Raw genomic sequence first — 26,782 nt, 5'->3', positions numbered from 1 at the left:
CATGACCGCGAGAGCACGCCCTTGGAACTGGCTTCGCGCTGACTGGCCGACCTTCATCTACGACGAGGCGACCGTCAGCGCCGACCTCGCCCAAGCCTACCGTTTGCACGGTGTCATGGAAGGCAAGGCTGCAGCCCTCGGCTTCACCGGAGCCAGCGACGTTGCCCTCGACTCGCTGGCCGACGAGGTGCTGACCACGGCGGCCATTGAAGGAGAGCGGCTGTCGCTGGACGCTGTCAGGTCGTCGGTCATGCGCCGCTTGGGCTTGAAGGTGCAGGGGCCCATCGACCGTGCCGTGGATGGCCTGGTTGCCGTCGTTCACGACGCAACCACTGCGTCCGGCACGCCGCTCGACGAAGACCGGCTCTGCCGCTGGCAATCGGCGCTGTTTCCAGGCGGCACTTCAGGCCTCCAACGCATCGCCGTGGGCCGCTACCGGGATCACGAAGACCCGATGCAGATCATCAGCGGCCTGCCGGGCCGCGAGGTCGTCCACTACGAGGCGCCGCCATCGGCCGATGTGTCCCGGCACATGGCGCGCTTCATCAGCTGGTTCAACGACACCGCGCCCGGCGGCGCGATTCGCGTGGACGGCCTCGCGCGTGCCGCCATCGCCCACCTTTGGTTTGAAAGCATCCACCCGTTCGAGGACGGCAACGGCCGCATCGGCCGCGCCCTCGTCGACATGGCCGTGGCCCAGCACCTCAACACGCCGGTCCGGCTGTTCAGCCTGTCGCGGCAACTGCTGGAGCGCCGCGCCGACTACTACGACCAACTCAACCTCTGCCAGCGCGGCGGCATGGACGTGACGGGCTGGGTGCAATGGTTCGCGCAGCAATGTGCGGCGGCCTACGCGGCGGCCAGCGCCACCATGGACTCTGCGCTCGTGAAGCGCCGGTTTGCAGAGCACCACGGCATCGCCGGCCTGCCTGAACGCCAGCGCAAGGTGTTGCAGCGGCTGCTCGACGACGGTGACGGCGGTTTCCTGGGCGGGCTCAACGCCGAGAAGTACATGAAGATGACCGGTGCGTCCAAGGCCACGGCGACACGGGATCTGGCGGACATGGTCAGGCGCGGTCAGCTCTGGACCACGGGCGCCGGCAAGGCCCTCCGCTACTACGTCAATGTGCCCGGATGGACGCACGGCGTCGCGACGGGTGAAGGGTCGGGAGAGTCCTAACCTGGTAACTCATCGACAAGCGCGAATACATCGCCCGCGGCCGCGAGGTGGGCCAGACCTACCGCGACGTGCTGGGCCGCGACTACGGCATCGCGATGAGCGCCGTGCAGGTGTCGGCGTTGATGGAAGACCGGGCGAAGGTGGAGATTGAGGTGACGGCTGTGGTGCCGGGGTGAGCCTCTCACACGGTCAGAACTAAGAGGTCAATCGCGCGAGCTGCGTAGAGTCTCAGCTGATATCCGCGCCATCGGCAAACCGGCGGATGAACTCAACACCGGCATCTGTGACCCAATATGTGAAGGTCGTCGGGAAGTGTTTTGCGAAGCCATTGCTGCCCTGTACAAAAAAGGTGCCACCGTCGACCTTTTTGTCTTCGAAGAACCCGTCCTTGATAGCGTTCGCTACAAGCAGATCGCCCGCAGTGCCGAGAACGAAAACACGATCGCCTGACTTGGCCAACACTTCGAAGAGACGCCGTTCAAACTCGCCGTATCGATTGTTCAGAATGCCGAGATTGCTTTTGTACATCTTGATCGCGAGGCGATCGATTTCCTTCTTTTGATCGAAGCGAGTGTGGCAATTTGGGCAGAGGGAAATAAGGTTCCCAAACGAGTTGTCATGAGTCTCGGCCCAGGGAACGATGTGCGCAATTTCCGTGGTCGTCGCGCGGCACGTTGGTATCGCGCAGCGGTGGCCCGCTTCGACCAGCACAGCTCGCTTGATTTCCGCAGGAATTGAGTCGCGTGTCATGCACGTTTAACGCGTTTCGGCTGAGTAATCATCATCGAAATTCGCGACGCGCGTCGGCGTATTGGCGCGTTTCAAGCCAACACCACCTCAATCCCACGCCCCCTCAACTGATCCACGATCGCCTGATCCGCGCCGCTGTCGGTGATCAGCATGTCCAACTGTTCCACCGGCGCGATGACCGACAGGTTGCGCTTCATCAGCTTGGACGCGTCCGCCACGGCCACGACCTGGCGGCTGATCTTCATCATCTGGGCGTTGAGCTGGGCTTCGAGCAGGTGGGGCGTCATCAGGCCGATGTCGGGGTCCAGGCTATCCACACCTAAGAACAACCGGTCCGCGTACAGGCCCTGCAGCGCGGCCACGGCCTGGGGGCCGGACAGCGAGAAGGAGTTCGGCCGCAGCTGGCCGCCCGGCATGATCAGGTTGACGTGCGGCACCGTGGCCAGCAAGGCCGCGATGTTGAGCGCGTTGGTGATGACGTTCAGCTGCGTCAGCCGCAGGCCGCGGATCTGCTTGGCGATCTCTTCGGTGGTGGAGCCCGAGTCGAGCAGGATGGTCTCGCCGTCGCGGATCATCTTGGCGGCCTCGATGGCGATGCGGGCCTTCTGCTCGTGGCGCAGCTTCTGCTTGACGCCGATGGGCACTTCCTCGGTGTCGCGCTGGGCCAGCGCGCCACCGTGAGTGCGCAGCACGGCGCCGGTGGAGGCCAGCGCATTGAGGTCGCTGCGGATGGTGACGACGGAGGTGCCGAAGCGATCGGCCAGTTCGTCCACCGTGACGCGCCCCTGCGTCTGCACCAACTCGCGGATCAGCCGACGCCGCTCGTCGATGAGGAGCGGGCTTTCGGTTTTCGCGGGCGACGAGACGGAGTGGGGCATGCAGCGGACGAGAGGCGAAGCGGGCTTTCGAATGATATCGACGGCTCAGCCGTCGAGCCGCCCTAGCGCCTCAGGCGACAGCGGCCGGCCGCCCAGCCGCGCTGCATACAGCGCCGCGCCCAGTTCCGGCCCGAAGCGCGGCGTTTTCAGCACAGCGCCAGGCAGGCGCCTGGCCAGGGCAGCTTGCAGCGGCCCGAGCACCAGTTCGCCGGCCGCGAACACGCCGCCGGAATAGGACACGGGCACAGCCTGGATGCCGCTCACACCGAGGTTGCGCGCCACGCCGGCGGCTAGAGCGGCCAGCTCGTCGCCGGCGCGCACCAGCAGCTGTCGGGCCTGCACGTCGCCTGCGTGGGCGGCAGCCGTGGCCAGGCGAGCGACCTGGGCCAGCTCGCTGCGTGCGGCGCTGCCGTTGATCTCGGCGCAGAGGTCGAGGTCGTGCTGGAGTTCGAAGTGCTCGCGCACCAGGCCGAGCAGCGGGCCCGGCTCGGCGCGGCAGTCGGCCATGCGCGAGAACAGCGCCAGCACCTCGCGCGCCAGCCAGTGGGCCGAGCCTTCGTCGCCGAAGACCTCGCCCCAGCCGCCGCAGCGCGCGCCGCGGCCCATCCATTCGCCATAGGCGATGGAGCCGGTGCCGGCGACGAGGCTGACTCCGTCTGCGCCGGCCAGCGACCCCGCCCAGCTGCAGACCATGTCGTTGCCGACGGTGCTGCGGGGCAGCACGTCGGCCAGCAGCGCATCGAATGAAGTGATCAGCGCGCTGTCCTCGCCATGCGCGGGCAGGCCGGCAAAGGCGTGAGCGATGTCGCTGGCCGTGGCGCCGGCTTGCTTCAGCGTTGTCTGCACGCCGTCGCGCAGCAGCGCGCGCAGCGCATCGAAGCCGATCTGCAGGTAGTAGCTGGTGGTGGACTCATGCCGCGCGAGCAGGCGGCCATCGCCGTCGACAATCACGAAGGCCGTCTTGGTGCCGCCGCCATCGATGCCGAGGAAGAGGGAACTCATGGCTGCTGTTGCTGCTCGATCACGGGGTGGATGGTGACACCGCTGACGACGCGCGTGACGGTGCCCGAAGCGCTGGGGTTGTCGGGCGTGATGCCGAGCTGCAGCGAGGCGAGCAGGGCCAGGCACTGCGCGAAGACCAGGGCCACGGGCGCCAGCGCGAGGTCGGGCGCGGACGCGGGCAGGGCCAGGGTCACGTCGTCGGCGTGCGGCGCCTCGGCACCATTCAACGCGGATGTCCGCAAGGCCAGCACGCGGGCTGGTCCCTGCTGGCGCAGCTCGCGCAGCAGGTCGAGGTCGTACTGGCGCGTGTAGGGATCGTTGGACACGATGATGACGACCAGCGTCTTGTCGTTGAGGATGGTCTTGGGGCCATGGCGGAAGCCCAGCGTCGAGTCGGCCATCGCGACGAGCTTGCCGTCGGTCAGTTCCAGCAGCTTCAGCGCCGCCTCGCGCGCCAGGCCCAGCAGCGTGTTGCTGCCCAGGTAGACGATGCGCTCGAAGGGTTTGTCGGTCAGCGCGTAGAGGCGGTCGGCTTCGGCGGCCACCAGGGCGGCGGCGGCCTGAGCCAGCGCTGTCACCGGCGCCAGAGGCAGGCCGAAGGCCCAGGCGGCGGCCAGCAGCATGCCGCTGAAGCTGGACGTCATGGCGAAGGCACGGTCGTTGGTTTCGTCGGGCAGCAGCAGCACCTGGGCGCGCGGCTGCCCGGCCATGCGGCGGTTCAGCGTGCCGTCCGCCGCGCAGGTGATGACGAGGTGGTGGCAGGTCTTGACGAAGCGGTCGGCGAGCTCAACGGCGGCCAGGCTCTCGGGGCTGTTGCCGGAGCGGGCGAACGAGACAAGCAGCGTTGGCACCTCTGGCTGCAAACACTGCTCGGGGCTGGAGACGATGTCGGTCGTGGCCACGGCCTCGACGCGGATGCCGGGGCGCTGGCCGAGCTGGCGCAGCAACGCGGGTGCGATGCACTGGCCGATGAAGGCCGAACTGCCGGCACCGGTCAGCACGATGCGCAGTTGGGGCAGGGCGAGCAGCGGGTTCAGGAAGGCGTCGAGGGCGGGGCGCTCGGCTTGCAGTTGGGCGTAGACGGTCTGCCAGACAGCGGGCTGGTGCGCGATCTCGCGGGCCGTGTGCGCGGCGCCGCGGTGGTCGAGATCGGTGGGGTCGAGATGCAGAAGGGTCATGTCAGTTGTCTTCTCGCGCATTGAAGCGAATGCAGTAATGCAACCACAGAGACACAGAGGCACAGAGAAGTGCTCTGTGCATTCCTCAGTGGCTCCGTGCCTCTGTGGTTGCCTTTGTTTTCATCTCAAGCCGCGCAAGCGTGGAGGTAGGGCCGAAGCGCTTGGACGGTGCCGTCGCGCAGCAGCGAGTTGGTTTGCGTGTCGATGCGCCCCTCGCGCACCGCCTCGTATTGGCGCGGCAGGTACTGGCTCAGCAGCGTCAGCGGCGGCGGCGCGGCGTCTAGGCGGGCCAGCATGGTCCGGCAGGCCTCGCGCACGGCGGGGTGGGCCCAGTAGTAGCGGATGCGGTCGCTCAGGGAATAGGACAGGTCGACCTGCAGGCGCTCGGGATCTTGGTAATAACCGCGCCAATGCTCGGGCTCGGCGCGCATGACGCCCAGCACGGTGTCGACGAGGCCTTCACCCTTGCCCACCCATTCGCGCTCGACGGCGGCGAGGGCCCACAGCGTCTCGCGCAGCGCGAAGGTCACGCCCGGGCCGACCTTCAGGATGGCGAAGTGGTCGCGGGCCAGCTGGGCCAGGCGCTCGGGGGTCTGGTAGTCGGTCGAGTGGGCTTCGAAAACGAGACCAGGCTGGCGCTCGATGAAGGCGCTCAACGCCTGCGCCTTCTCGGGGCGGTAGTCGATGACCTTGTGGTGGTCGAACTCCACGCCGGGCTGCACGACCATGGCGACGACGCGTTCCCAGGCCAGCTCCAGCCCCGCGCGCGCGAAGGCGACGCGGTGCAGCTCCAGCGTGGACGCGGCTGCCGCTGGCGACGTGACCGCCAACTCGCCCAGGTCTTCATGCGCGCCGCCGGGCACGGGCACTTCGGTGCCGATGACATAGACCGGCGGGTCGCCGCGATCGGGCGCGTCGCGCCAGGCCGATTCGGCCGCGCGGCACAGGCGCACGGCGCGGGCGGCGATCTCGGGTTCGGACAGCGGCACCGGGTCACCGGCGCAGCTCATCGAGCAATCCAGATGGATCTTGCGAAAGCCGGCGCTCACGTACTGCGCCACCATGATCTCGGCCTTGGCCATGGCCACCTCGGCCGGCAGCTTGCGCCAGGCGTTCGGCCCGAGGTGGTCGCCGCCCAGCAGCAGCAGCTCGGGCGCCAGCCCTTCCGCTTCGGCCAGGCCCTGCACATAGCGGCGGAAGTCCAGCGGCGTCATGCCGGTATAGCCGCCGTCCTGGTTGACCTGGTTGGAGGTGGCCTCTATGAGGGCCGACCGGCCTTGCGCGGCGCATTCGCGCAGCGTGGCGGCGATGACGACGGGGTGGGCTGAACAGACCGACGGGATGCCGACGGCGAGGCTGCCGTTGGCCGCTTGCTTGTGGCGGCGCACGAGGTCGAGCATGAGCTTCATGCGGCGTCTCCTTGAACGGGTTGGGAAGAGGAAGAAGAGGAAGAAGGCGACTCGGGTTGCAGCGCCAGCAGCAGCGCAGCCAGCAGCGCCAGCGCCACGCCGAGCAACTTGGTGCCGGCGGGCATGGCGCCGCTGAGCGCCATGGACAGCACGGCCGTCAGCAGCGGGGCGCCGGCGTTGACGAGGGGGGAGACGACCAGGGCCTTGCCGTGGCGAAAGGCGTAGACCAGCGTCAGTGCACCGACGGCGTTCAGCACCTGGATGACGGCCGAGAGCCCCGGGCCGTTCCAGCCCCAGTGGATGGGCTGCGTGAAGTCGGTCAGCCACAACGCGGCCGGCACGCAGGCGAGGGCGCCCACGGTCATGTAGAAGAAGATGCTCTCGGCGCTGGCGGCCGTGTTGGCCAGCTTGATGAAGTAGGCCTGCAGGCCCCACGCCGCCATCACGACCAGCGCCAGCACGAACCACAACCCCAGCCCCTGGTCGCCCTGGCCCAGCTGCAGGTCGAACAGCGGCAGCGCGCACAGCGCCAACACGATGCCGGCCACGCCCAGCTTGCCGGTGCGCTCGCCCAACAGGCCGAACGACAGCGCGATGGTGATGGCCGGCGACAGCGAGACGATCGGGAAGATCAGATAGGCCGGACCCAGCTGCACCGCGCGGAACAGCAGCATCTGGCCGCCGGCGCCCAGCAGGCCCACGGTGAGGCCCAGCACGACGGCGCGGCGATCACGGTCGATGCGCCAACCCGCGCGGGCCAGCACGAAGACGGCGGGCGGAATCATCGTCAGCGCCCAGACGACATAGATCAGCGTGTCGGGAAAGCCGTGTGCGGACGGCAGGCCGGTGAAGGCGCCCCACAGGCCCCACAGCAGGGTCGTGATCAGCGCATAGGTGAGCCAGTTGCTCTGCATCGAAGTCGATCTTTCGGGTGGTTGGAAGGCGCGTTTGCGACTTTCGAGCGAAAGCATAAACGAACAAAAACGAAAACACAACGGCGGAAACACTTTCGTATATCAAATCCCGCAGGCGAGGGGTGAAACTCCATATAGGTCGGGCGTCATGATCTATGTCAGCGCCGTGGAAGGCTTTCGTGGCATGCTTCATCGAAAGCATTCGGCATCCGTGAAAACTCTATACGAAATCAAACGAAAGAATTCGTAGACTTGCGATCAAGCCGGTTCGACAGCCTTGAAGGAGCCGGCAAACCGCACCGGGGAGAGCTGCCCCGGCATCACGGCAAATGACATCGCGCTGCCCCGACGGCAGCCCCGACACACAAGATCAAAGGAACTGTTCGATGAGTCCTCGCCTGCAACCCCGTTTTGAGCTGCACCCGCTCGCGCTGGCCGGCCTGATGGCCCTGGTGGCCTTCGGTGCCGCCCCGGCTTTCGCCCAGGAGGTCGCCGCCAACACCGACGGCACCACCGAGCTGGACCGCGTCGAGGTGACCGGCACCCGCGCCAGCCTGCAGAAGTCCCTGGCGCTGAAGCGCAACGCTGCCGGCGTGCAGGACAGCATCAGCGCGACCGAGCTGGGCCGCTTCCCCGACAACAACGTGGCCGACTCGCTGAGCCACATCACCGGCGTGTCGATCTCGCGCACGGCGGGCGGCGAAGGCCAGAAGGTCAGCATCCGCGGCCTGGGCCCCGAGTACACGCTGACGACGTTCAATGGCCGCCTGTTGGGTACCGACAGCGCCGGCCGCTACTTCGCCTACGACGTGCTGCCCGCCGATGTCATCAGCGGCGCCGACGTCATCAAGTCGGCCCAGGCCTCCTTGACGGAAGGCGCCATCGGCGGCCTCGTGAACCTGCGCTCGGCCAGCCCGTTCGACCAGAAAGGCCAGCGCGGCCTGCTGCGCGTGGAGGCCGACCGCAACCAGATGAGCAGCCTCAACGGCACCAAGCTGTCGGGGACCTACAGCAACACTTTCGGCAACGACTGGGGCGTGCTGCTGGGCGTGGTTTACGCGAAGCGCGACGTGCGCACCGACACGGCTGGCAACGACGGCGGTTGGAGCCGCAATCCGGCGCCGAACAAGCCGGAGCTGTTCTGGCCCTGGGGCAACACCTGGGGCGGCAACATCGACCCCAACGGCAACGGCCAGCTGGACCTGGACGAAGAGGGCCTGATCGCACCGGGCCAGTTCCGCTTCGGCTCCATCATGGAGAAGAAGGAGCGCCTGGCGTTGTCGGGCAAGGTGGAATGGCGGCCGAGCAGCGACCTGAAGGTCGTGGTCGACGGTTTCAAGACGCGGCTGGATTCGCCGCAGGTCGGCTACCAGCTGTCCTTCTATCCGCTGTATGCGCCGGGCCGCTGGTCCGACATGAAGATCAACAACGGCGTGGTGACCGACTTCACGCTGGCCAACCCCGACCCGGAACTGGCGCTCAACCCCGAGCTTTTGAACAAGACCGAGTACCGCGTCGTCGACACGGCGATGTACGGCGCCAATGCGGAGTGGAAGCTCTCGCCGACCTTGAAGCTGACGGGCGACATCTACGAGTCCACCTCCAAGCGCCACTCCGGCGGCAACGACAGCTATGTCGTGCTGCGCATGAACCAGCCCAACACGACGCGCATCCAGCTGACCGGCTCGGCCGTGCCCGACGTGAAGACCACCTTCGCCGACGGCCGCGACCTGCAGACCGGCCTGGCGCAAGGCCTGTTCAAGGCCAGCGACTTCAATACCCACTACTACAGCCGCGCCGGCGACAACATCGACGACAAGATCAACGGCGCCACGGTCAATCTCGACTGGAAGCTGGACCGCTTCTTCATCGACCAGCTGAAGTTCGGCCTCAGCCAGACCAACCGCAAGAAGTCGCGGGACATGATCAACAACGCCTTCAATGCCGGCGCCGATCATTACTCGGGTAACTACGCGATCAACGTCGGCACGCTGGGCGGCAACGTCATCAACCAGACGTTCAGCCCCGACGGATTCCTGAGCGGCGTCAGCGGCAACTTCCCGCGCAGCTTCCTGGGCTTTGATGTCAACAACTATGCCGAGGCGCTGAAGGCCTATGACGGAAAGCCCCGCCCCGGTGGCGGCGTCTACAGCTCGACCGCGTCCGGGCCGGCCTGGAACCCGCTGGAGAGCTATCGCGTGACGGAGAAGACGACGGCCGCCTTCGTGCAGGCCGACCTGTCGGGTGACAGCTGGAACGCGGACCTCGGCGTGCGCTTCGTGAAGACCAAGACCTCCTCGCAGGCTTGGGACGCCAAGCTCACCGACATCATCGAGAACGGCGCCTTCAACTACACCGCTGTCTACGCGACGCCGACCGTCCTGAACCAAGAGGCCAGCTACAACTTCGCGCTGCCGACGGTCAACTTCACCTGGCTGTTCACCGACAACCTGCAACTTCGCCTGGGTGCCGCCAAGACCATGGCCCGGCCCTCGGTCGACAAGCTCGCGCCGTCCAGCACGACGGCCAGCATCTCCTGGGGCGACTTCACGCAGATCTACAGCGGCAATGCCGAGCTCAAGCCCTACAGCGCCCGCCAGTACGACGCCTCGCTGGAGTGGTACTACAGCAAGGACTCGGCGCTGACCTTCGCCGTCTACCAGAAAAACATCAAGAACCAGATCACCAACCTGTGGCTGGCGGGCCAGGACATCGGTGCCCCGGGCGGCCGGCTGTTCAATGTGCAGCGGCCGGTCAACGGCGACAAGGCCACGGCCCGCGGCTTCGAGATCGGCTTCCAGCATCTGTTCGACAACGGCTTCGGCGTGCGGGCGCAGTACACCCGCAACAAGTCGCGCGCCTGGGTCGGCGGCGAGCAGCGTGCGCTGGAAGGCATCGCGCCGGCAACCGCATCGCTGGGCGTGGTCTACGAGAAGGGCCCATGGAGCATGAGCGCCACGGCAGACCGCACCGACGCCTTCGTCACCGCCACCAACGTGCTGGGCGCCAACTTCAACGAGACCGCCAATGCCACCACCTGGGTCACGGCGCAGGTGGCCTACGAGGTCAACCAGTGGCTGCGCATCAGCCTCGAAGGCAACAACCTGACGGACGCGGTGCAGGCGCCCAAGCTGGGCAACGGCAGCATCAGCCTGCCCAACGGTTACTACCGCTACGGTCGCGCGTTCACTCTCGGCGCTAGTCTGAAGTTCTGATCCAGAACGAAGCGGGCCGGCTCAATGAGCGGCCCGCGCTTGGCCCCGATGTATCCGGAATTTGCTGATGCGAAACCTTGTCTCCTCCGTTGCCGCCCTGCTTGCCGGGGCGGCCTTTTTCTCCTCCGCACAGGCGGCCGAGACGAGCTACACGATGGCCGACTACGGCCGCGTCGCGAAGATCGACGTCCACCTGCACCTGCACAACCCGGCGCCGGCCTTCATGGAAGCCGCGAGGCGCCAGAACTTCAAGGTGTTGACGATCAACGTCGACTACCCCGACTTCCCGCCGCTGGCTGATCAGCAGCGCGTGGCGATCCAGCTGCAGAAGGCCTTCCCGCAGGACGTGGCCTGGGCTGCGAGCTTCTCGGTGGACGGGTCCGACCAGCCCGCCTGGCTGCCGGCCACGCGCCAGCGCATCGACGCCGCGTTGAAGGCCGGCGCCGTGGGCCTGAAGGTGTGGAAGAACATCGGCATGAGCCTGCGCGGTGCCGACAAGAAGCTGGTGATGATTGACGACGCCCGCTTCGCGCCGCTGTTCGATGACTTCGCCAAGCGCGGCATCCCGCTGCTCGGCCACCAGGGCGAGCCGCACAACTGCTGGCTGCCGCTGGAGAAGATGACGGTCAACAACGACCGCGAGTACTACAGGGCCCATCCGCAGTACCACATGCACCGGCACCCCGAGATGCCCAGCTGGGAGGCGCAGATGGCCGCCCGCGACCGCATGGTCGCGGCGCACCCGGGGCTGCGCTTCATCGGCGTGCACCTGGCCTCTCAGGAGCGTGACGTCGACGAGCTGGCCGCCTTCCTCGACAAGTTTCCCACCGCAGTCGTTGACGTGGCCGCGCGCGTCGGCCAGCTGCAGTACCAGAGCCAGAAGGACCGCGAGCGAGTGCGCCGCTTTTTCATCAAGTACCAGGACCGCGTTATGTACGGCAGCGATATCGCCCAGGCGCCCGACCAGGACGGCGCCGCGCTGGGCAAGGAAGCCGAAGGCGTGTGGCGCATGCACTGGCGCTACTTCAACACGGCGGACAGCTTCAAGGTGAGCGACCTCGACAAGCCGGTGCAGGGCCTGGCGCTGCCGCGCGACGTGGTGGACAAGCTCTACCGCACGAATGCCGAACGCGCCTTCCCGGGCGCCTGGGGAGCCAAGCGATGACGGCGCGCCGTGCCTTCCTTCAATGGCTGGGCGCTGCGCCGCTGGCCACGCAACTGCCGCTGGCTCAGGCTGCGGAGGGCAAGGGCCATGTGCGCGTGCAGGACGCTGCGGTGTCGCTGCAGTTCGACGACCAGATGCGCTGTCGCGTCGTCAGCTTGTTGGGCAGGCAGCCGGTCACGTTGACCGGCTTTGACGCCAGCGAGCACCTCGTCGTGAACGGCAAGCCGCTCGCGCGCTTCACGCTGCAGAAGGCCGAGCCGGCCAAGGCCACCACGGCCTTCGGCGCCGGCCAGGCGCTGCGCCTGATCGGCCGCTCGTCGGAGGGCATCGAGAAGCGCGTGACCGTCACGCTGCTGGACGAGCACCCCGGCGTCGCGCTGCTCGACGTCAGCTATCTGAACACCGGCGACAAACCCGTCGCCGTCGACGCCTGGGTCAATGCGGCCCATCGCCTGGCCGCGGCACCGCGCCATGCCGGTGGCGCGAAGGGCTATTGGGCCTACTCGGGCGCCAGCCACCAGGACCGCCGGGACTGGGTTAAACCGGTCAAGCGTGGCTTCGAGCAGCAAAACTTCATGGGCATGAATGCGTCGGACTACGGCGGCGGCACGCCCGTCATCGATGTCTGGCGCCGCGATGTCGGCCTGGCCGTCGGCCACCTGGCCCTTCAACCGCAGCTCGTCGCGCTGCCCGTGAAGGCCAGCGGCGACCAGGTCGACATGTCCCTGCGCGGCGACGCACCGCAGACGCTGAAGCCCGGCGCCACCCTCACCACGCCGCCCAGCTTCATCGCCGTGCACCGCGGCGACTTCTTCGTGCCGCTGGATCGCTACCGCCGCCTGATGGCTGCCCAGGGCCTGGCCGCACCGGAACCACCGCAAAGCGCCTACGAGCCGCAGTGGTGCGCCTGGGGCTACGAGCGCGACTTCTCGCTCGACTACGTGCGCGCCACGTTGCCCAAGGTTCAAGAGCTTGGCTTCAAGTGGGCCGTGCTGGACGACGGCTGGCAGCGCAAGACCGGCGACTGGAACGCGCCTGACCGCACCAAGTTCCCGCGCGGCGCGGAGGACATGAAGGCGCTCGTCGCCGACATCCACGCGCGCGGCATGAAGGCGCGGCTGTGGATCGCGCCGCTGGCCGTCGCGCCTGGCAGCGACGAACTGCACGACCACACCGACCTGTTGCTGCTGGACAAGGACGGCGCGGTGCAGGACGTGAGCTGGTGGAACAGTTTCTACCTGTGCCCCGCGTACGAGAAGACGCAGGCCCGCCTTGCCGCCACGATCAAGATGATCATTGGCGACTGGGGCTTCGACGGCCTCAAGGTGGATGGCCAGCACCTCAACGGCGTGGCGCCCTGCTTCAACCCCGCGCACAAGCACGCGCGGCCGGAAGCCTCGGTCGAGGCCGTCGCGGCCTTCTACAAGGTCATGCACGACACGGCCCACGCGGCCAACCCGGAAGCGGTCGTCGAGGTCTGCCCCTGCGGCACCAGCTACGCCTTCCACAACATGCCCTTCATGGACCAGGCGCCGTCGTCTGACCCGCTGTCCAGCTGGCAGGTGCGCCACAAGGGCAAGACGCTGAAGGCCTTGATGGGCCCGTGGTCTGCCTATGCGGGCGACCACGTCGAGCTGAGTTCCGGCGGGCAAGACTTCGCCTCCAGCGTCGGCATCGGCGCCGTGGTGGCCACCAAGTTCACCTGGCCGGTGGACCCGAAGCCCAAGGACAGCTTCCTGCTGACGCCGGAGCGCGAGGCGCATTGGCGCCAGTGGGTGGACCTCTACAACAAGCAGCGCCTGGCGGAAGGGCGCTATCGCGGCGAGCTTTACGACCTAGGCTTCGACAAGCCCGAGACGCACGTGGTGGAGCAGGGCGGGGCGCTGCATTTCGCGTTCTATGCCGAGCGTTGGGACGGCCCGGTCACGTTGCGGGGCTTGGGCGCTGGCAGCTGGACGTTGCGCGACTCCTTAACGGGCAAGGAGCTTGGCAAGGTCACTGCCGACAAACCGACGCTGCCCGTGCGCTTCACGCACAGCCTGCTGATCGAAGCTCGCCCCGACGCACCCGACACGCTGCCCATCGCGTTCACCGGCAAGGTCGCGCAGGTGGGCACCGATGGCTTCCCGCTCGCCTCGCAATGGGCCGACGCACCCGCCACCTTCTTCCGCCACGACTGGCAGGGCAAGGCGCTCGCCGGCCCGCAGTCCACCCGCGTGCAATTGCTGCGGGCGCCAGGCCAGCTCTATCTGCGCTTCATCTGCAAATTCGAGGCGCTGAGCACCTTCGACCGCGCCGGCTCGGCCACCGACATCTGGCCGCTGTGGGAACGCGATGTCGTCGAGGTCTTCCTGCAGGCGCCCGACAGGGCCGGGTTGAAGAGCTACCGCGAGGTCGAGGTGTCGCCCAACGGCCTGCTGCTGGAGATTGCCGTCGAGGCGTCGGGCAAGAAGCGCATCAATGGCGAGAGCCGCGCCCGGGCGCACGTCGACACCAAGGGCAAGGTCTGGACGGCGGAACTCGCCGTGCCCATGCGCGGAGCTGAGGACGGCTGGCGCCTCAACCTGTTCCGTGTCGAGGGGCAAGGCAAGGACCGCGTGTACTCCGCGTGGAGCCCTACCCAGACCGCCTCGCCCGACTTCCATGTCCCGGCCGCCTTCGGCCGCCTGTTGCCCTCCGCATGAAGCTGCTTGCCCTCTCCCTGCTCGTCGCGTTCTCCGCCCAAGCCCAGCAGTCGCTGCAGGCCACCGGCCGCTGGCAACACCAGCCCGTGGGCAATGCCGCCACGCCGCCGATGGGCTGGTCGAGCTGGAACGCCTTCCGCGTTGACATCACCGAGCAGAAGGTGCTGGCCTCGGCGCAGGTCATCGTCGACTCCGGCCTGGCCGCCGCGGGCTACCGCAACATCAATGTCGACGATGGCTGGTGGCTCAAGCGCCGCACGTCGGACGGCCGGCTGCTGGTGCGCACGGGGCTGTTCCCCAGCGCCGACCTGGGCGCGGGCAAGGACTCGTCGCTGCGCCCCTTCACCGATCGCATCCATGCGATGGGCCTGAAGGCCGGCCTGTACACCGACATCGGCCGCAACGCCTGCTCGCAGGCCTACGACGCCGACAGCCCCAACCTGCCCGAAGGCACGCATGCCGAGCGCGAGGTCGGGCTGATGGGCTTTGTCGAGCAGGACGTGAAGCTGTTCTTCGGTGAGTGGAACTTCGATTACCTGAAGGTCGACGGCTGCGGCCTGTCCTCCTATGGCCGCGACCGACCCCATGTGGCTTCAGGTCAGTACCGCGAGTACACGCCCACCATCGTCGAAGGCAGCATCAACCAGTCCGACATCGAGGGTACCAAGAGGCTCTATGCCGGCCTGAGGCAGGCCTTGCACCAGGTGCGGCCCGCCAACGACTACATGCTGTCCGTCTGCCTGTGGGGCACGGTGAACGTGCGCAGCTGGGGACAGGACTACGGCACGCTGTGGCGCAGCAGCAGGGACATCTGGAAGGGCTTCGCCCAGATGGTCCACAACTTCGACACGGTGGCCACGCGCGAGTTCTATGCCGGCCCCGGCCGCTGGAATGACCCCGACATGCTGGAGATCGGCAACGGCGACTTCGACGGCAACCACCTGCTCGAAGCCCGCACCCACCTGGGCCTGTGGGCCATCGTCGCGGCGCCGCTGATGATCGGCACCGACCTGTCGAAGACCTCGCCGGCCATCATCGACCTCCTGAAGGCGCCCGAGGTCGTCGCCATCAACCAGGACCCGGCCGGCCACCAGGGCGTGCTCGCCTATGCCGACAGCGACCGGCAGATCGTCGTGAAGACCTTGGCGGACGGTCGCAAGGCCGTGCTGCTGTTCAACCGCACCGGTGCGAACGCGAAGTTCACGCTGACGGCCGAGCACCTGAAGATGGACGCGACCACCCCCATCGCGCTGCGCGACGCCTGGGCGCGCGCCGATGCGGGCACGTTCACCGGCCAGCGCGAGTTCGAGCTGAAGCCGCGCGAGGCGCTGCTGTTCACCGCCACCGGCAAGCACATGCTGCCGCGCGGTTATTTCGTGTCCGAGCGCCCGGGCAGCGTCTACGTCGCCCGCGACGGCATCCGCGCGCTGGAGCAGGACCCGGTCGTCTACCGCGCGCTGGCGTCCTGGTCCACCACCGACAACGGCGGCACCCGCCCGGCCTATGCCGGCTGGGGCGGGCCACGGGCCGACTCGACGCCGCATGACCAGGGCTTGAGCGTGCAGCGCGAGACCTTCCGCCATGGCATCGGCGTGCTGGCCGACTCGCGCCTGCAGGTGCAGGTGGCGGCCGGCTCGCAGCGCTTCACCGCCCGTGTGGGCGTGGACGATTCGACGCGCGGCAAGACCGCAGCGGTCAGCTTCGAGGTCTGGGGCGATGGCCGCCGGCTCGCGAGCACCGCACCCCTCAAGTTCAACCAGCCGGCGCGCGATCTCAGCGCCGACCTGCGCGGCGTGAAGCTGATCGAGCTGATCGCGCGCCAGCACGGGGCCGACACCACGGGCCCCCTCGTCGTGACCTGGGGCGGCGCTCGCATCGAGTAGCCAGCCGCTCAGCCACGCGCTCTTTTCTCCATCGCTGATGGCACCGGTCGCGCCGGTGCCCCGGCTGCGTTCGCGCTGACGCAGCCTGGCGTTCCGGTCCAGCGCACTCCACACCCTCGGGCCTGACGCCCGATCTTCTAGAGGAGAACACGATGCCTTCCATGAGCCCCTGCCCCCTGCCGCGTTCACGCAACGTGTTGACGTTCGCCGGACTCGGCGCCGTGTTGTTTGCTGCGATGCCGGCCTTGGCGGCACCGGTCGTGTCCAACCCGCTGGGCGCCTGCCTGGAGGCCAAGGTCGACACCTGGGACATCCGCCTGGCGAGCTGCAATGGCAGCACGGCGCAGAACTTCAGCTTCACGCCCGTCAGCACCGGCAGCAGCATCTTCACGATCAAGAACACGCAGGCCAACCTGTGCGTCAACGCCACCGGCACGGGCTCGGGGGCCTTCGTGGAGCTGAACACCTGCCAGCCCACCCAGACGCGCCAGCGCTTCCAGACGGTGGCGCTCGCTGGCGGGTCGACCTACCAGCTCAAGCTGGCGTCCAACAACGTCTGCCTGACCGCGCCGACGCAGGTGGGTCAGGTGGCCTTCTCGGTCGCGACCTGCAACACCAGCAACGCGAACCAGGCCTGGCGGAACAACGCGCCTTCTCCGGCGCCCACACCAGCACCGACGCCCGCTCCCACGCCGGCACCCACGCCGGCGCCTACGCCTGCACCCACGCCTGCACCCACGCCGGCGCCGACACCGGCCCCCACGCCCGCACCTGCGCCGGTCGAAACCAGCTTCACCGTCAGCACCGCCGAGATCGCCAACCCCGAGCGCGGCATGTACACCTGGGCGGCCAACGACCTGCTGTCGTGGACGCAGGCCAATGCCGACGCGCAGTTCCAGGCCGGCTACCGCGTCGTCTACGCCCCTGTGCGGCTGGACGCCTATGCCAGCACGACGCTGCCCGCCAGCGTGCTGACGCAGCTGACCGAGCGCTTCGCCATGGCGCGCCGCGCCGGCCTCAAGCTGGTGCCGCGCTTCCTCTACAACTACCCCGAGAACGAGACCGAGTACCAGAACGTCAAGGACGCGACGCTGACGCGCGTGCTCGGACACATCGGCCAGCTCAAGCCCGTGCTGACGGCCAATGCCGACGTCATCGCCTACCTGCAGGCCGGCTTCATCGGGGCCTGGGGCGAATGGCACACCTCGTCCAACAACCTGACCGAACCGGGCCCCCGCACGCAGATCCGCGACGCGCTGCTCGATGCGCTGCCGGCGGACAAGTTCCTGCAGCTGCGCTACCCGGCCTATCTGATGGCGTGGGCGCCCACGGTGCCCGGCTGGCGCGACGGCTCCGCGGCCTCGCGCATCGGCGCGCACAACGACTGCTTCCTGGCCTCGGCGACCGACGTCGGCACCTACAGCGAGAACGCCAGCGAACGCACCACCGAGCGCAACTACATCGCCGCGCTGTCGCGCGTGGCGCCCTTCGGTGGCGAGACCTGCAACCCCGCCGACGAGCAGAACCCGACGCCGCGCACCAGCTGCGCCGACATCCTGGCCGAGGGCAGCCAGTTCAACCTGACCTACCTGAACAACGACTACTACCGCGAGATCTTCCACACGCGTTGGGAGCAGCAGGGCTGCATGGCCGAGGTCAAGCGCAGCATCGGCTACCGCTTCGAGTTCACGACGCTGCGCCACAACGAGGCGGTGACGGCAGGCCAGTCGGGCACGCTGCTGCTGACGGTGAAGAACAGCGGCTGGGCGCGCGCCTTCAACCCGCGTGCGGTGCAGTTGGTGCTCAAGCACAAGACCAGCGGCGCCGTGGTCCGCATCGCGCTGCCGACCGTCGACCCGCGCGGCTGGCTGCCCAACACGACGAGCACCGTGTCGGCCGGCTTCACGGTGCCCACGGGCACGCCGACCGGCGCCTATGACGTGCTGCTCGCCCTGCCCGACGGCGCCGCCTCGCTGAGCGCCGACGTGCGCTACAGCGTGCGCCCGGCCAACGCCGACAACGCCGCCAAGGCCCAGGCCTGGGACGCGACTCTCGGCGCCTTCCGCGCCGGCACCACCCTCACCGTCCGTTGAAGCAGCTTCTCCAGGAGAAACGAATGTTGAACTTCCGATTGAAGCTCGCAGCCGCGAGCCTGTTGACCCTCGGCGTCACGCTGGCCCCGGCGGCGCCCACCGGCTTCAGCATGGTGGCCTACTGGGGCGAGACCGCCAGCACCTACGGCGGCCAGATTCCGAGTGGCGCCTTCGTCGTCATCAACCCCAACAGCGGCGCCACCGGCTTGAATGCCAGCCAGGTGACGAATTGGAAGGCCGTCATCGCCAACATCCGCGCCCAGGGCGGCAAGGTGCTGGGCTATGTGGCCACCGGTTATGACACCAATACCGCCGACGAGCTGGCCCGCTACAACGCGATCAACGCCAACCTGAGCGCGTACAAGAACACGCTGGGCGGCGTGGACGGCTTCTTCTTCGACGAGGCCGCCTTCGACGACGCGGCGCTGACGGACGCGCAGAAGTGCAACGGCACCGGCCCGAAGTTCAGCGCCGTGCGCGCCAAGATGGCGGCCACCGGCACCAGCGGCACGGTGGTGTGGAACTCGGGTTGGCCCGGCGCCAGCAGCTGCTTCGTCGGCGCGGCCAGCCATGGCGAACACCTCGTCGTCTACGAGGCCCGCTACAGCGACTACGTGGCGGCGGCGAGCTGGCTCAACGGCGGCGTGCAGAGCTATGCCGCGTCGCTGGGCGTCAAGACCTGGCTGCTGGTGCACTCCGCCACGCAGGCCGAAATGCGCACAACGCTGAAGGGCAGCGCCGCCAACTATGTCTATGTGACCAGCATGACCTACAACCCCAGCCTGCCCTGGGGCGGCCCGATCTGGAACTACACGCCCACTTATTGGGGCAACAACAGCCTGTCGGGATCGGAGCGCTGGTGCCTGAACAGCCTGAAGACCGGCGGCACCTGCTAATCCGCCAGGACCACAGACATGAAGCGTTTGAAAACCCTCATCGCCGCACTCGCCCTTGCGAGCACCGCGCCCATTGCATCGGCCATCGAGATCATCGTGCCGGCCTACTTCTATCCCTCGTGGATGCCGGAACACAACGAGTGGCACCAGCTCACCTGGGCCGCCCAGCAAGGCGCCGACGTCGCGGCCATCATGAACCCCGGCAACGGCCCGGGCGCGGCGTCCAACAGCGACTACGTCACGTCCGTCAGCGCCTTCCGCGCGGCCGGCGGCAAGGTGTTGGGCTATGTCTACACCTGCTACGGCATCAACCTCTGCACGTCCGAGGTGCCGGCCACGCGCTCGACGAGCGAGGTGGTGGCGGATGCGCAGAAGTATGCCAACTGGTATGGCGTGGACGGCGTGTTCCTTGACGAGATGGCGACGCAGCCCAGCGCGCTGCCGTTCTATCAGACCGTCAGCGATTCGCTGCGCGCGGCGCACCCCGGCTGGGACATCGTCGGCAACCCGGGCGTGACGCCGATGGCAGGCTACGCGGCGTTGGCGGACACGATGATGAGCTTCGAGGGGTCCTATGCGAGCTTCATCAATGGTCCGTTCCTGAGCGGGCTGACGAACGCCGCGGCGACCGGCGCCATCGTGCACAGCGTGGCGACCGTCGAGCAGATGCACGAGGTGATGGACCTGGCCAGGCAGGCCGGGCTGGGCGCCATCTACATCACGGACGGCACGATGGCGAGCGGCAACCCCTACCTGCATCTGCCGAGCTACTGGGCGGCTGAAGTGGCGGCCGCGACGGCGCCCGTGCCCGAGCCTGCACAAGCCGCGTTGCTGGCTGCCGGGCTCGGTGTGCTGGCCTTGGCGCGGCGTCGCAGGCGCGTCGCCTAGGCTCATCCAAACGGATGGGCCCCTCCCATCCGTCTGGCGGCTGGGCAGGCTGGAAAGCGCTTCCTAGACTCCCCTGCAACGGGCGGATTGCAGCCTGGCCGAAACCGCCAACGCGGTGGATGGTGGCCAGCTCCTGCCCCGTTGAGGGAGCTTTCCATGCTGACTTCTTTGCTTGCGCGTTTTCCTCGCGTGGCTGGGCTTGCCGCCATGCCGCTGGTGCTGATGGGAGCGGCCCTGCTGGCCCCCTCACCGGCGCTGGCCCACGACGATGGCGCCTACTGGCACGAGTCCGCGGCCGCAGCGCGCAACCCGCAGTGGATGCTGACCCTTGGCGCCGCCAAGAAGCTCACCGAGCTGTCCCTGCCCGGCACGCATGACAGCGGCACCTACCCCGGCGTGGGTGGCGACATTGCGCAAACCCAGACCATGCCGATCCGTGCGCAGCTCGACTCCGGCGTCAGGTATCTGGATATCCGCCTCAAGTACTACGACCCGTTTGCGCTGCGTAACTGCAACGACACCTACACGTCGGCTAACTGCGAGATGCTGGTGTTTCACGGTGGGGTCAACATGTTCCTGCCCTTCGAGGCCGGCGTGCTGAGGCCGACGCTGGCCTTTCTGAAGGCCAATCCGTCGGAGCTGGTCATCATGCGCATCGCCAAGGAGACGGCCGACTGCGACTGCAACCCCGGTCCGGCGTTGAACACCTTGCTGGAACGCGAAGCCGTGCTGGACGGTGCGTTCACCGGCCAGAAGTATTCGGACTACCTGCTGCGCAGCAGCTGCCCCGCGCCGGACCAGTTGAGTCTGGGCGTGGTGCGCCCCCTGAATGCAAAGCCTGACCCCACGTCGTGCGACGCGCGCGGCAAGCTGCTGATCCTGGACCAGTATCTGGGCGGCACGCTCGCAGCCAACCACTACTACCGGCACAACGGCCTGCTGAGCTTTGCGTCTGCCACTTTCGAAACCCTGCGCAACAACTGGGATCTGTACGACCGGCTCTGGCTGCCCACCAAGGGCCATCTCGCTGCCGCCGCCAAGAGCACCGTCATGACCGACTTCTATTTCAACGGCATCGGTGGGGCGAACGGCGGCTTTCCGTATTTCTTCGCCAGCGGCCATGCCAATCCGGCGACCGGTGCCGCTCGCCTGTCGACCGGCCTGGTGGACGGCATCAGCGCCAACGCGTCCACCTATCCCGACTTCCCGCGCACCTCCTGCGGCCTCGGCCTGTGCACCATCTCCTTCGAAGGCATGAACACGCTGGTGGCCGACTATCTGCTGCGCCCCGAGTTCCACCTCGGCAATCCCCGTGTCGGCATCGTCTCGGCGGATTTCCCCGGGGCTCGCCTCATCACCGCGGTGGCCAGCGTGAACAAGGGTGTCAGCTTCAACCGGCCCACGTTCGGCTACACCCTGGTGACGCCGGACAGCAGGCGCTATGACCCCGGCACCTGGACCAACCGGCAGGTTGTCATAACGCCCCATTGCGACGTCGTCTGCGTTGCCAACCGCGCCGTCGTGTCGGACGACGCACCGAACGGCGTCAGCTACACGCTGTCCGGCGGCGGCCACAGCGTCAGCTTCACGACCAGCCCGATCCGGATTGACCCCAAGCCGCCGACCATCACGGCCGCCGCGACCACGCCGCCCGGCGCCTCGGGCTGGCACACCGCCAATGTGGTCGTGCGCTTCAGCTGTGCCGACACGGGCGGCTCCGGCGTTGCGGACTGCCCCGGCGACCTGGTGCTGAGCAAGGAAGGCACCGTGACCTCGGGCCTGAAGTTCGCCCTGGACGTCGCCGGCAACAAGAGCGACGCCAGCAACATCGTCACGGTCAAGATCGACAAGACCCCGCCCGCCGTCGTCTACCGCGGCAACCTGGGCTCGTATGCGCCCGGGCAGACCGTCGACATCAAGTGCGAGGCCATGGACAAGGACTCCGGCGTCGCGTCGACCACCTGCGCCGACATCCGGGGCGCGGCTTCATCGTTCGGCCCCGGCAGCCACCGCTACAGCGCTACCGCCGCCGATGTGGCTGGCAACACTGGCTCGGGGACGGCCAGCTTCACCGTCGTGGCCATGCCGGGCGACATCAACTTCGACGGCGCCATCGACTGCGGGGACCAGGCCATCGTGAAGGCCGCGTTCGGCCGGCGCGTCGGCATGCCCGGCTTCGACGCCAGGGCCGACGTCAATGGCGACGGCGTGGTCGATATCCGCGACCTGTCGTTCATCGCGCAGAAACTGCCGGCGGGCACCACCTGCCGCTGAGCGACCGCCCCCGAACTGCATTCAATCCAAGGAGAGAAACATGAAGAAGCTCACCTGTGCGTGGGGCATCGTGCTGGCCCTGCTGGCCGCGCCCGTGTCGGCGACAACCCTCTCGTTTACCGCCAGTCCGGCGCCCGTGCCGGTGGGCGATGCCTTCACGCTCGACGTGCGCGTGGCCGACGCGCCCGACCTGTATGCCTTCCAGTTCGACATCGCCTTCGACCCCGCGCTCATGCAGGCCGGCGCGGTGCTGGAGGGCAGCTACTTGTCCGCCGGCGGCGGGGCGACCTTCTTCATCCCGGGCGACATCGACAACAGCGCCGGCACGGTGTCATTCACCGCCAACACCCTGGTCGGGCCCGGGCCGGGCATCAGCGGCGGCGGCCTGCTCGTGCAGCTGTCGTTCCAGGCGCTGGCCCCGGGCCAGGCCGGCCTGGCGTTCAGCAACGTCGTGCTGCTCGATTCGGCTTTTGCCGAGATCGCGTCGACGCCGATCAATGGCGCCATCACCATCACTGCCGTGCCGGAGCCGGCGTCCTTCGCGCTGTTCGGCCTCGGGCTGGCCGCCCTCGCGGCGGGCGCCCGGCGGCGAGTCCCGAACCACAGTTGAGCCCGCCCGAGCGCGGCGGCGCCGCCGTGGCCGAGCCCGGTGCGAGCCTGCCCGATTTCGAGATTTGGCGGCATGATGGCGCGGCCATGACCGCGCCATTGCACGCCTTGCACCTCCTCATCGTCGACGACCACCCTGTCGTGCGTGTCGGCATGGCGCAGCTGCTGCGCACCCAGCGCGAGGGCTGTGAGGTGAGCGAGGCCGACAGCCTGCCCGCCGCACAGGCGGTGCTGGCCCGCCGGCCCGACGTGGCCCTCGTCGTGCTCGACGTGCACCTGCCGGGCCTGGCGCCGCTGCAGGCGCTGCGGCAGCTGCGCGCGGAATGGCCGCTGCTGCCGGTGCTGCTGATGTCGGCCGACACCGACCCGCAGCTCGCCATGCGCGCACTGGACGAAGGCGCGGCCGGCTGGCTGCCCAAGAGCGCCGACGTGCGCGTGCTGCTAGGGGCCCTTGAGCTGGTGCTGGCCGGTGGCTGCTATCTGCCGCCCTTCCTGCTGCAGCGCGGTACCGCCCTGCCCGAGGAAGCGCTGACCCAGCGCCAGGCCGAGGTATTGGCCGAGCTGGTTAAGGGCCTCAGCAACAAGGAGATCGCACGCCAGCTCGGCATGAGCGAGCCGACGGTCAAGGGTCATCTCGTGACCATCTTTCGCCTGCTGCGCGTGCGCAACCGCGCCGAGGCCGCACTGGCCGGTCAGGCGCGGCTGGCTTCAATGCGGTTCTGAGTGCGGTTCTGCGTGCTGTCCGGAAGGCGGCTTTCCCGGTGCTTCTGACGGCGCGCTGAGCCAGGCGCGCAGCGCCGCCGGCGGCAGCGGCTTGCGCGCCGGCTGCACGCGGAGTGCCCGCAGGGCCTTCGCGCTCATTGGCAGTGTCTCGCCGCTGATGAGCAGGGCCGGCAGCCCATCGCCGAAAGCCTCGCGCAACACCGTGATGGCGCTCAGGCCGTCGCCTTCGCCCAGCCGCCAATCGCTGATGAGGCGCTGGGGCCGGGCACCCGCCGTGCGCAGCCGCGCCAGCAACGGCGTCACCGCGGCGTCGGCCCAGACCTCGCAACCCCAGGTGCGCAGCAGGTTCGCAGTGGCCTCGCGCACCGCTTCGTCGTCCTCCACCAGCGCCACGCAGCGGCCCTGCAGCGGCTGGCCCTGCGGCACCGTGCGCGGCTCGGTCAGCAGGCGCGGCGCGTCCTCGGGCAGGCTCACGGCGAAGCAGCTGCCGCGGCCCAGGCGGCTGCGCAGAGCCACCGGGTGCTCCATCAGCCGCGCCAGCCGCGCCACGATGGCCAGGCCCAGGCCGTGGCCGCGCTTGCGGTCGCGCCCCGGGTTGGTGAGCTGCACGAACTCCTGGAAGATGCGCTCGTGGTGCTCGGGCGCGATGCCCGGGCCGGTGTCCCAGACGGCGACCTGCACGCGGCCCGCGCGCCGACGCGCCGCCAGCAGCACGCCGCCCCGCTCGGTGTGTGTCAGCGCGTTGGACAGCAGGTTGCGCAGCAGGCGTTCGAGCTGTTGCGCGTCGCTGCGCACCCACAGCGCCGTCGGGCGCAGCCGCCACTGCAGGCCCTTGGCTTCAGCGAGCACCGCGTACTCGGTGGACAGGCGCTCGAACAGCGGCTGCAGCGGCACCGAGCGGCATTGCGGCTGCAGCGCGCCGCTGTCCAGTCGTGACACGTCCAGCAGGCCTTCGACCAGCCCGTCCAGCGCCTGCGCCATGGCCTGCAATTGCTCGGCTGTCTGTGCCGCACGCCGACCCTGCAGCTCGTGCGCGGCCTGCGCGGCCAGCAGCCCCAACGCGTGTACGGGTTGGCGCAGGTCATGGCTGGCGGCGGCCAGGAAGCGCGTCTGCGCCTCGCGCGCCGCCTGCGCCTGGGCGAGCAAGGCCTCGCGCTCAAAGCGCATGGCGTGGCTTTCGCGCAGCAGCCGCGCGTGGCGCAGCGTCAGCGACATCGCCAGGCCGATGGCTGCCAGCACCAGCAAGGCGCTGTAGGCGCCGCCCCAGCCGCCGAGCGACAGGAAGAGCGTGATCAGCGTCGCGGAGACCGGCGCAATCAGCATCACGAAGGCGCGCGGCTGCGGCGCCATCACATTGATGCTAGCCACGCAGGTGACGCAGGCCAGCATGGCGGCGTACATCTGCGTGGCGCGCTGCTGCGCGTCGAATGCCATCACCAGCGCTGCCGCCCAGAGCACGCCGGTGAGCAACGCGCCCAGCTCGGCGCGGCGCTCCCAGGCCGTGGGGTTGATGGTCTCGGGCAGCTGCGCCGCCTGGCGCTTCCAGCGAGCCCGCAGCCCGATCAGCACCGTGAACGCCACGGCCCAGGCCAGCAACCCCGGCAGCGCCACCCGGTCGATCTGCGCACCCACGTGCAACAGCACCAGCAGCGCTGCCGCCACCAGGCTGACGCCGCTCTGGGCATAGAACAGCAGCAGCATCGCGCGGCGCGTGCGTTCGTCCGTGGGGTGGCGCAGCATGCCCGCATCATGCCCAGCCGCGCGCGAAATGGCAGCCCTACGAACGGATCGGCTTGCGTGACCACGCACCGGGCTCCGGGCGCCAGCGGCAGGAATTGGATAGCAAAGTGTCGAACTCGCTGTCAAGGTATCGACACACGACAGGTCCGCGGCACTGACCACCAATGTCAAAGTTTTGAACTGGCGCGAGGTGGCTGGCGTCCCTTGATCGATCGCTATGCAGCGGTTGCCAACGGTCGCGGCCGAAGTCCGTACGGCTGCAATGTGCCCGTTGCGGGTATTCGTCTTAACTCGATCAGTTCACACAGTCGGCCAAGAGCTGGCATTGGGCTGCGCGCAGTGAACGGCAGAAAGGTGCGCAGTTCACGGCTCGGTTGGCATCGCGCCTGCCAGCGCAAAGTCTGAGCGCGCTGCCTACTTCGCCCTTCGCGCCAGACGCCATGCACGGTCCACGGCATCCTGCTCCATGGCCCTCGCAAGCCACTCACGCTGGCGCGCCTGCTGTGCCAGTTGTTCCAGCGAAAGGTCGGGCACCGTAGACAACTCTGCGCGCGTCAACTTCGACAAACCCTGCGACGGCGGGTTGACCCATCGCGCCACCAGCCGCATCTCAACAGCGCCGCGTGCAGTCTGTGCACTGAACTGCGCCACGCTGCCGTTGGTGTTCAGCTCCTGCCAGTCCGCCAGCGCGACCAGGCAGTCCTCATCCAACAATTGCCCGGTAGGACGCATGCTGCCGTCGTCAAAAAAGTGCAGAGTCACAACCACGCACTCCCCCGACGCCGTCTTCATCTTTTCCACCAGCGGGGCAAACATGCTTGGTTGGCGCGCCGGCATCAACCTCTTGCGCTCCACCCAGTCCGCGCCGTCCAGGCGCGATTCCAGCTCCACCACCAACGTCTGCTTGGGCGGCGGCTCAACGTAGCCAGGCCGCGGTGGCATCACATCCGCCTGCACGACTAGGGCGCTGCTGGCCAGGCATAGCGCCAACAGCTGGGTGTGCAGCAAGCGGGCGTGGGCCGAGTTGGGTGGGAACTGCATGCAGTACGACTGAAATCCGAATGATTCGTGGAGCTATGGCTTGGTTTGGGAAGACGGCGCGTGAGTCGCCATCCTCAAGACAATCACCGGCACGCCGGTTCAGCTTCTGGGCAAAACATCGCGCAGCCGCTGCAGATTGGTAGCGGAAGCGTATCAGCGTGCTTGATCTTGCCCCTGCATAACCGGACACGGTCTATGCGCTGGTTGGCGCGCTCCCGGTCTGGGTGACGCGCTGTTGATGTTGCCTGAACTCCCTGGGT

The 26,782-nt window shown here is 68.0% G+C and carries 19 protein-coding genes and 1 pseudogene; 12 read left to right on the top strand and 8 right to left on the bottom strand.

Translation table 11 applies throughout. The features are described from left to right. The first annotated feature begins 1 nt into the window (after position 1). Positions 2-1,180, top strand: a complete 1,179-nt coding sequence (locus ASC81_RS09225) for a Fic family protein (RefSeq protein ID WP_056265653.1) — start codon at positions 2-4, stop codon at positions 1,178-1,180. An 8-nt stretch (positions 1,181-1,188) separates the two neighbouring features. After that, positions 1,189-1,356 (top strand): annotated as a pseudogene (locus ASC81_RS27835) (RidA family protein); the annotation flags it as partial. Positions 1,357-1,408: 52 nt separating this feature from the next. On the opposite strand, the gene ASC81_RS26530 reads toward ASC81_RS27835, so the two are convergent. The 6 genes from ASC81_RS26530 to ASC81_RS09195 form a co-directional block, all read right to left on the bottom strand. Further along, a complete protein-coding gene (locus tag ASC81_RS26530) occupies positions 1,409-1,930 on the bottom strand; it encodes an HNH endonuclease (RefSeq protein ID WP_082536397.1) in 522 nt (173 codons plus the stop codon). A 71-nt stretch (positions 1,931-2,001) separates the two neighbouring features. Beyond that, a complete protein-coding gene (locus ASC81_RS09215; RefSeq protein WP_056265648.1) occupies positions 2,002-2,808 on the bottom strand; it encodes a DeoR/GlpR family DNA-binding transcription regulator in 807 nt (268 codons plus the stop codon). Positions 2,809-2,853: 45 nt separating this feature from the next. Further along, on the bottom strand, positions 2,854-3,810 hold the full coding sequence (locus tag ASC81_RS09210) for an N-acetylglucosamine kinase (protein ID WP_056265646.1): 957 nt from the start codon (positions 3,808-3,810) through the stop codon (positions 2,854-2,856). Then, positions 3,807-4,988: an SIS domain-containing protein gene (locus ASC81_RS09205; protein ID WP_056265643.1), complete on the bottom strand. Its 1,182-nt coding sequence runs from the start codon at positions 4,986-4,988 to the stop codon at positions 3,807-3,809. Before ASC81_RS09205 ends, ASC81_RS09210 begins: the two co-directional genes overlap by 4 nt. Positions 4,989-5,113: 125 nt before the next feature. After that, the gene (locus tag ASC81_RS09200) at positions 5,114-6,397 is read right to left on the bottom strand and encodes a D-tagatose-bisphosphate aldolase, class II, non-catalytic subunit (RefSeq protein WP_056265641.1); all 1,284 of its coding nucleotides are present in this window, start codon (positions 6,395-6,397) and stop codon (positions 5,114-5,116) included. After that, positions 6,394-7,311, bottom strand: a complete 918-nt coding sequence (locus tag ASC81_RS09195; protein ID WP_056265638.1) for an EamA family transporter — start codon at positions 7,309-7,311, stop codon at positions 6,394-6,396. The genes ASC81_RS09200 and ASC81_RS09195 overlap by 4 nt, the downstream gene beginning before the upstream one ends. Before the next feature lie 386 nt (positions 7,312-7,697). Between ASC81_RS09195 and ASC81_RS09190 the strand changes: the two genes are divergently transcribed. The 10 genes from ASC81_RS09190 to ASC81_RS09145 all read left to right on the top strand — a co-directional run bounded on the left by ASC81_RS09190 (position 7,698) and on the right by ASC81_RS09145 (position 23,741). Beyond that, positions 7,698-10,526: a TonB-dependent receptor gene (locus ASC81_RS09190; protein WP_056265635.1), complete on the top strand. Its 2,829-nt coding sequence runs from the start codon at positions 7,698-7,700 to the stop codon at positions 10,524-10,526. A 67-nt stretch (positions 10,527-10,593) separates the two neighbouring features. After that, entirely contained in the window at positions 10,594-11,691 is a 1,098-nt protein-coding gene (locus ASC81_RS09185) for an amidohydrolase family protein (protein WP_056265691.1), read from the top strand. Then, on the top strand, positions 11,688-14,375 hold the full coding sequence (locus tag ASC81_RS09180; RefSeq protein ID WP_082536396.1) for an alpha-galactosidase: 2,688 nt from the start codon (positions 11,688-11,690) through the stop codon (positions 14,373-14,375). Before ASC81_RS09185 ends, ASC81_RS09180 begins: the two co-directional genes overlap by 4 nt. Further along, positions 14,372-16,258, top strand: a complete 1,887-nt coding sequence (locus tag ASC81_RS09175; RefSeq protein WP_056265634.1) for an NPCBM/NEW2 domain-containing protein — start codon at positions 14,372-14,374, stop codon at positions 16,256-16,258. Before ASC81_RS09180 ends, ASC81_RS09175 begins: the two co-directional genes overlap by 4 nt. Before the next feature lie 152 nt (positions 16,259-16,410). After that, positions 16,411-18,351: a DUF4832 domain-containing protein gene (locus tag ASC81_RS09170; protein ID WP_082536395.1), complete on the top strand. Its 1,941-nt coding sequence runs from the start codon at positions 16,411-16,413 to the stop codon at positions 18,349-18,351. Positions 18,352-18,374: 23 nt separating this feature from the next. Continuing rightward, the gene (locus ASC81_RS09165) at positions 18,375-19,247 is read left to right on the top strand and encodes a spherulation-specific family 4 protein (RefSeq protein WP_056265628.1); all 873 of its coding nucleotides are present in this window, start codon (positions 18,375-18,377) and stop codon (positions 19,245-19,247) included. Positions 19,248-19,265: 18 nt separating this feature from the next. Beyond that, positions 19,266-20,135 carry a spherulation-specific family 4 protein gene (locus ASC81_RS09160; RefSeq protein WP_056265626.1) on the top strand — a complete coding sequence of 290 codons (870 nt, stop codon included), beginning with the start codon at positions 19,266-19,268 and terminating at the stop codon, positions 20,133-20,135. 156 nt (positions 20,136-20,291) lie between these two features. After that, positions 20,292-22,409 (top strand): dockerin type I domain-containing protein, encoded by a 2,118-nt coding sequence (locus ASC81_RS09155; protein ID WP_156391955.1) that lies wholly within the window; start codon positions 20,292-20,294, stop codon positions 22,407-22,409. A gap of 40 nt (positions 22,410-22,449) precedes the next feature. Continuing rightward, positions 22,450-23,019 (top strand): cohesin domain-containing protein, encoded by a 570-nt coding sequence (locus ASC81_RS09150; RefSeq protein WP_056265617.1) that lies wholly within the window; start codon positions 22,450-22,452, stop codon positions 23,017-23,019. Beyond that, positions 23,016-23,741 carry a response regulator transcription factor gene (locus tag ASC81_RS09145; RefSeq protein WP_056265614.1) on the top strand — a complete coding sequence of 242 codons (726 nt, stop codon included), beginning with the start codon at positions 23,016-23,018 and terminating at the stop codon, positions 23,739-23,741. The genes ASC81_RS09150 and ASC81_RS09145 overlap by 4 nt, the downstream gene beginning before the upstream one ends. On the opposite strand, the gene ASC81_RS09140 is transcribed toward ASC81_RS09145, so the two are convergent. Both ASC81_RS09140 and ASC81_RS09135 read right to left on the bottom strand, forming a co-directional pair. Beyond that, positions 23,727-25,481, bottom strand: a complete 1,755-nt coding sequence (locus tag ASC81_RS09140) for a hybrid sensor histidine kinase/response regulator (protein ID WP_056265612.1) — start codon at positions 25,479-25,481, stop codon at positions 23,727-23,729. The two genes, ASC81_RS09145 and ASC81_RS09140, sit on opposite strands and share 15 nt — an antisense overlap. A gap of 414 nt (positions 25,482-25,895) precedes the next feature. Continuing rightward, a complete protein-coding gene (locus tag ASC81_RS09135; RefSeq protein WP_156391953.1) occupies positions 25,896-26,489 on the bottom strand; it encodes a hypothetical protein in 594 nt (197 codons plus the stop codon). Positions 26,490-26,782 lie beyond the last annotated feature (293 nt).

The sequence above is a fragment of the Pelomonas sp. Root405 genome (assembly GCF_001425165.1).
GTDB lineage: Bacteria > Pseudomonadota > Gammaproteobacteria > Burkholderiales > Burkholderiaceae_C > Pelomonas.
The sequence above is the reverse complement of the archived record's forward strand: the minus strand, read 5'-3'. Positions and strand labels throughout refer to the sequence as shown.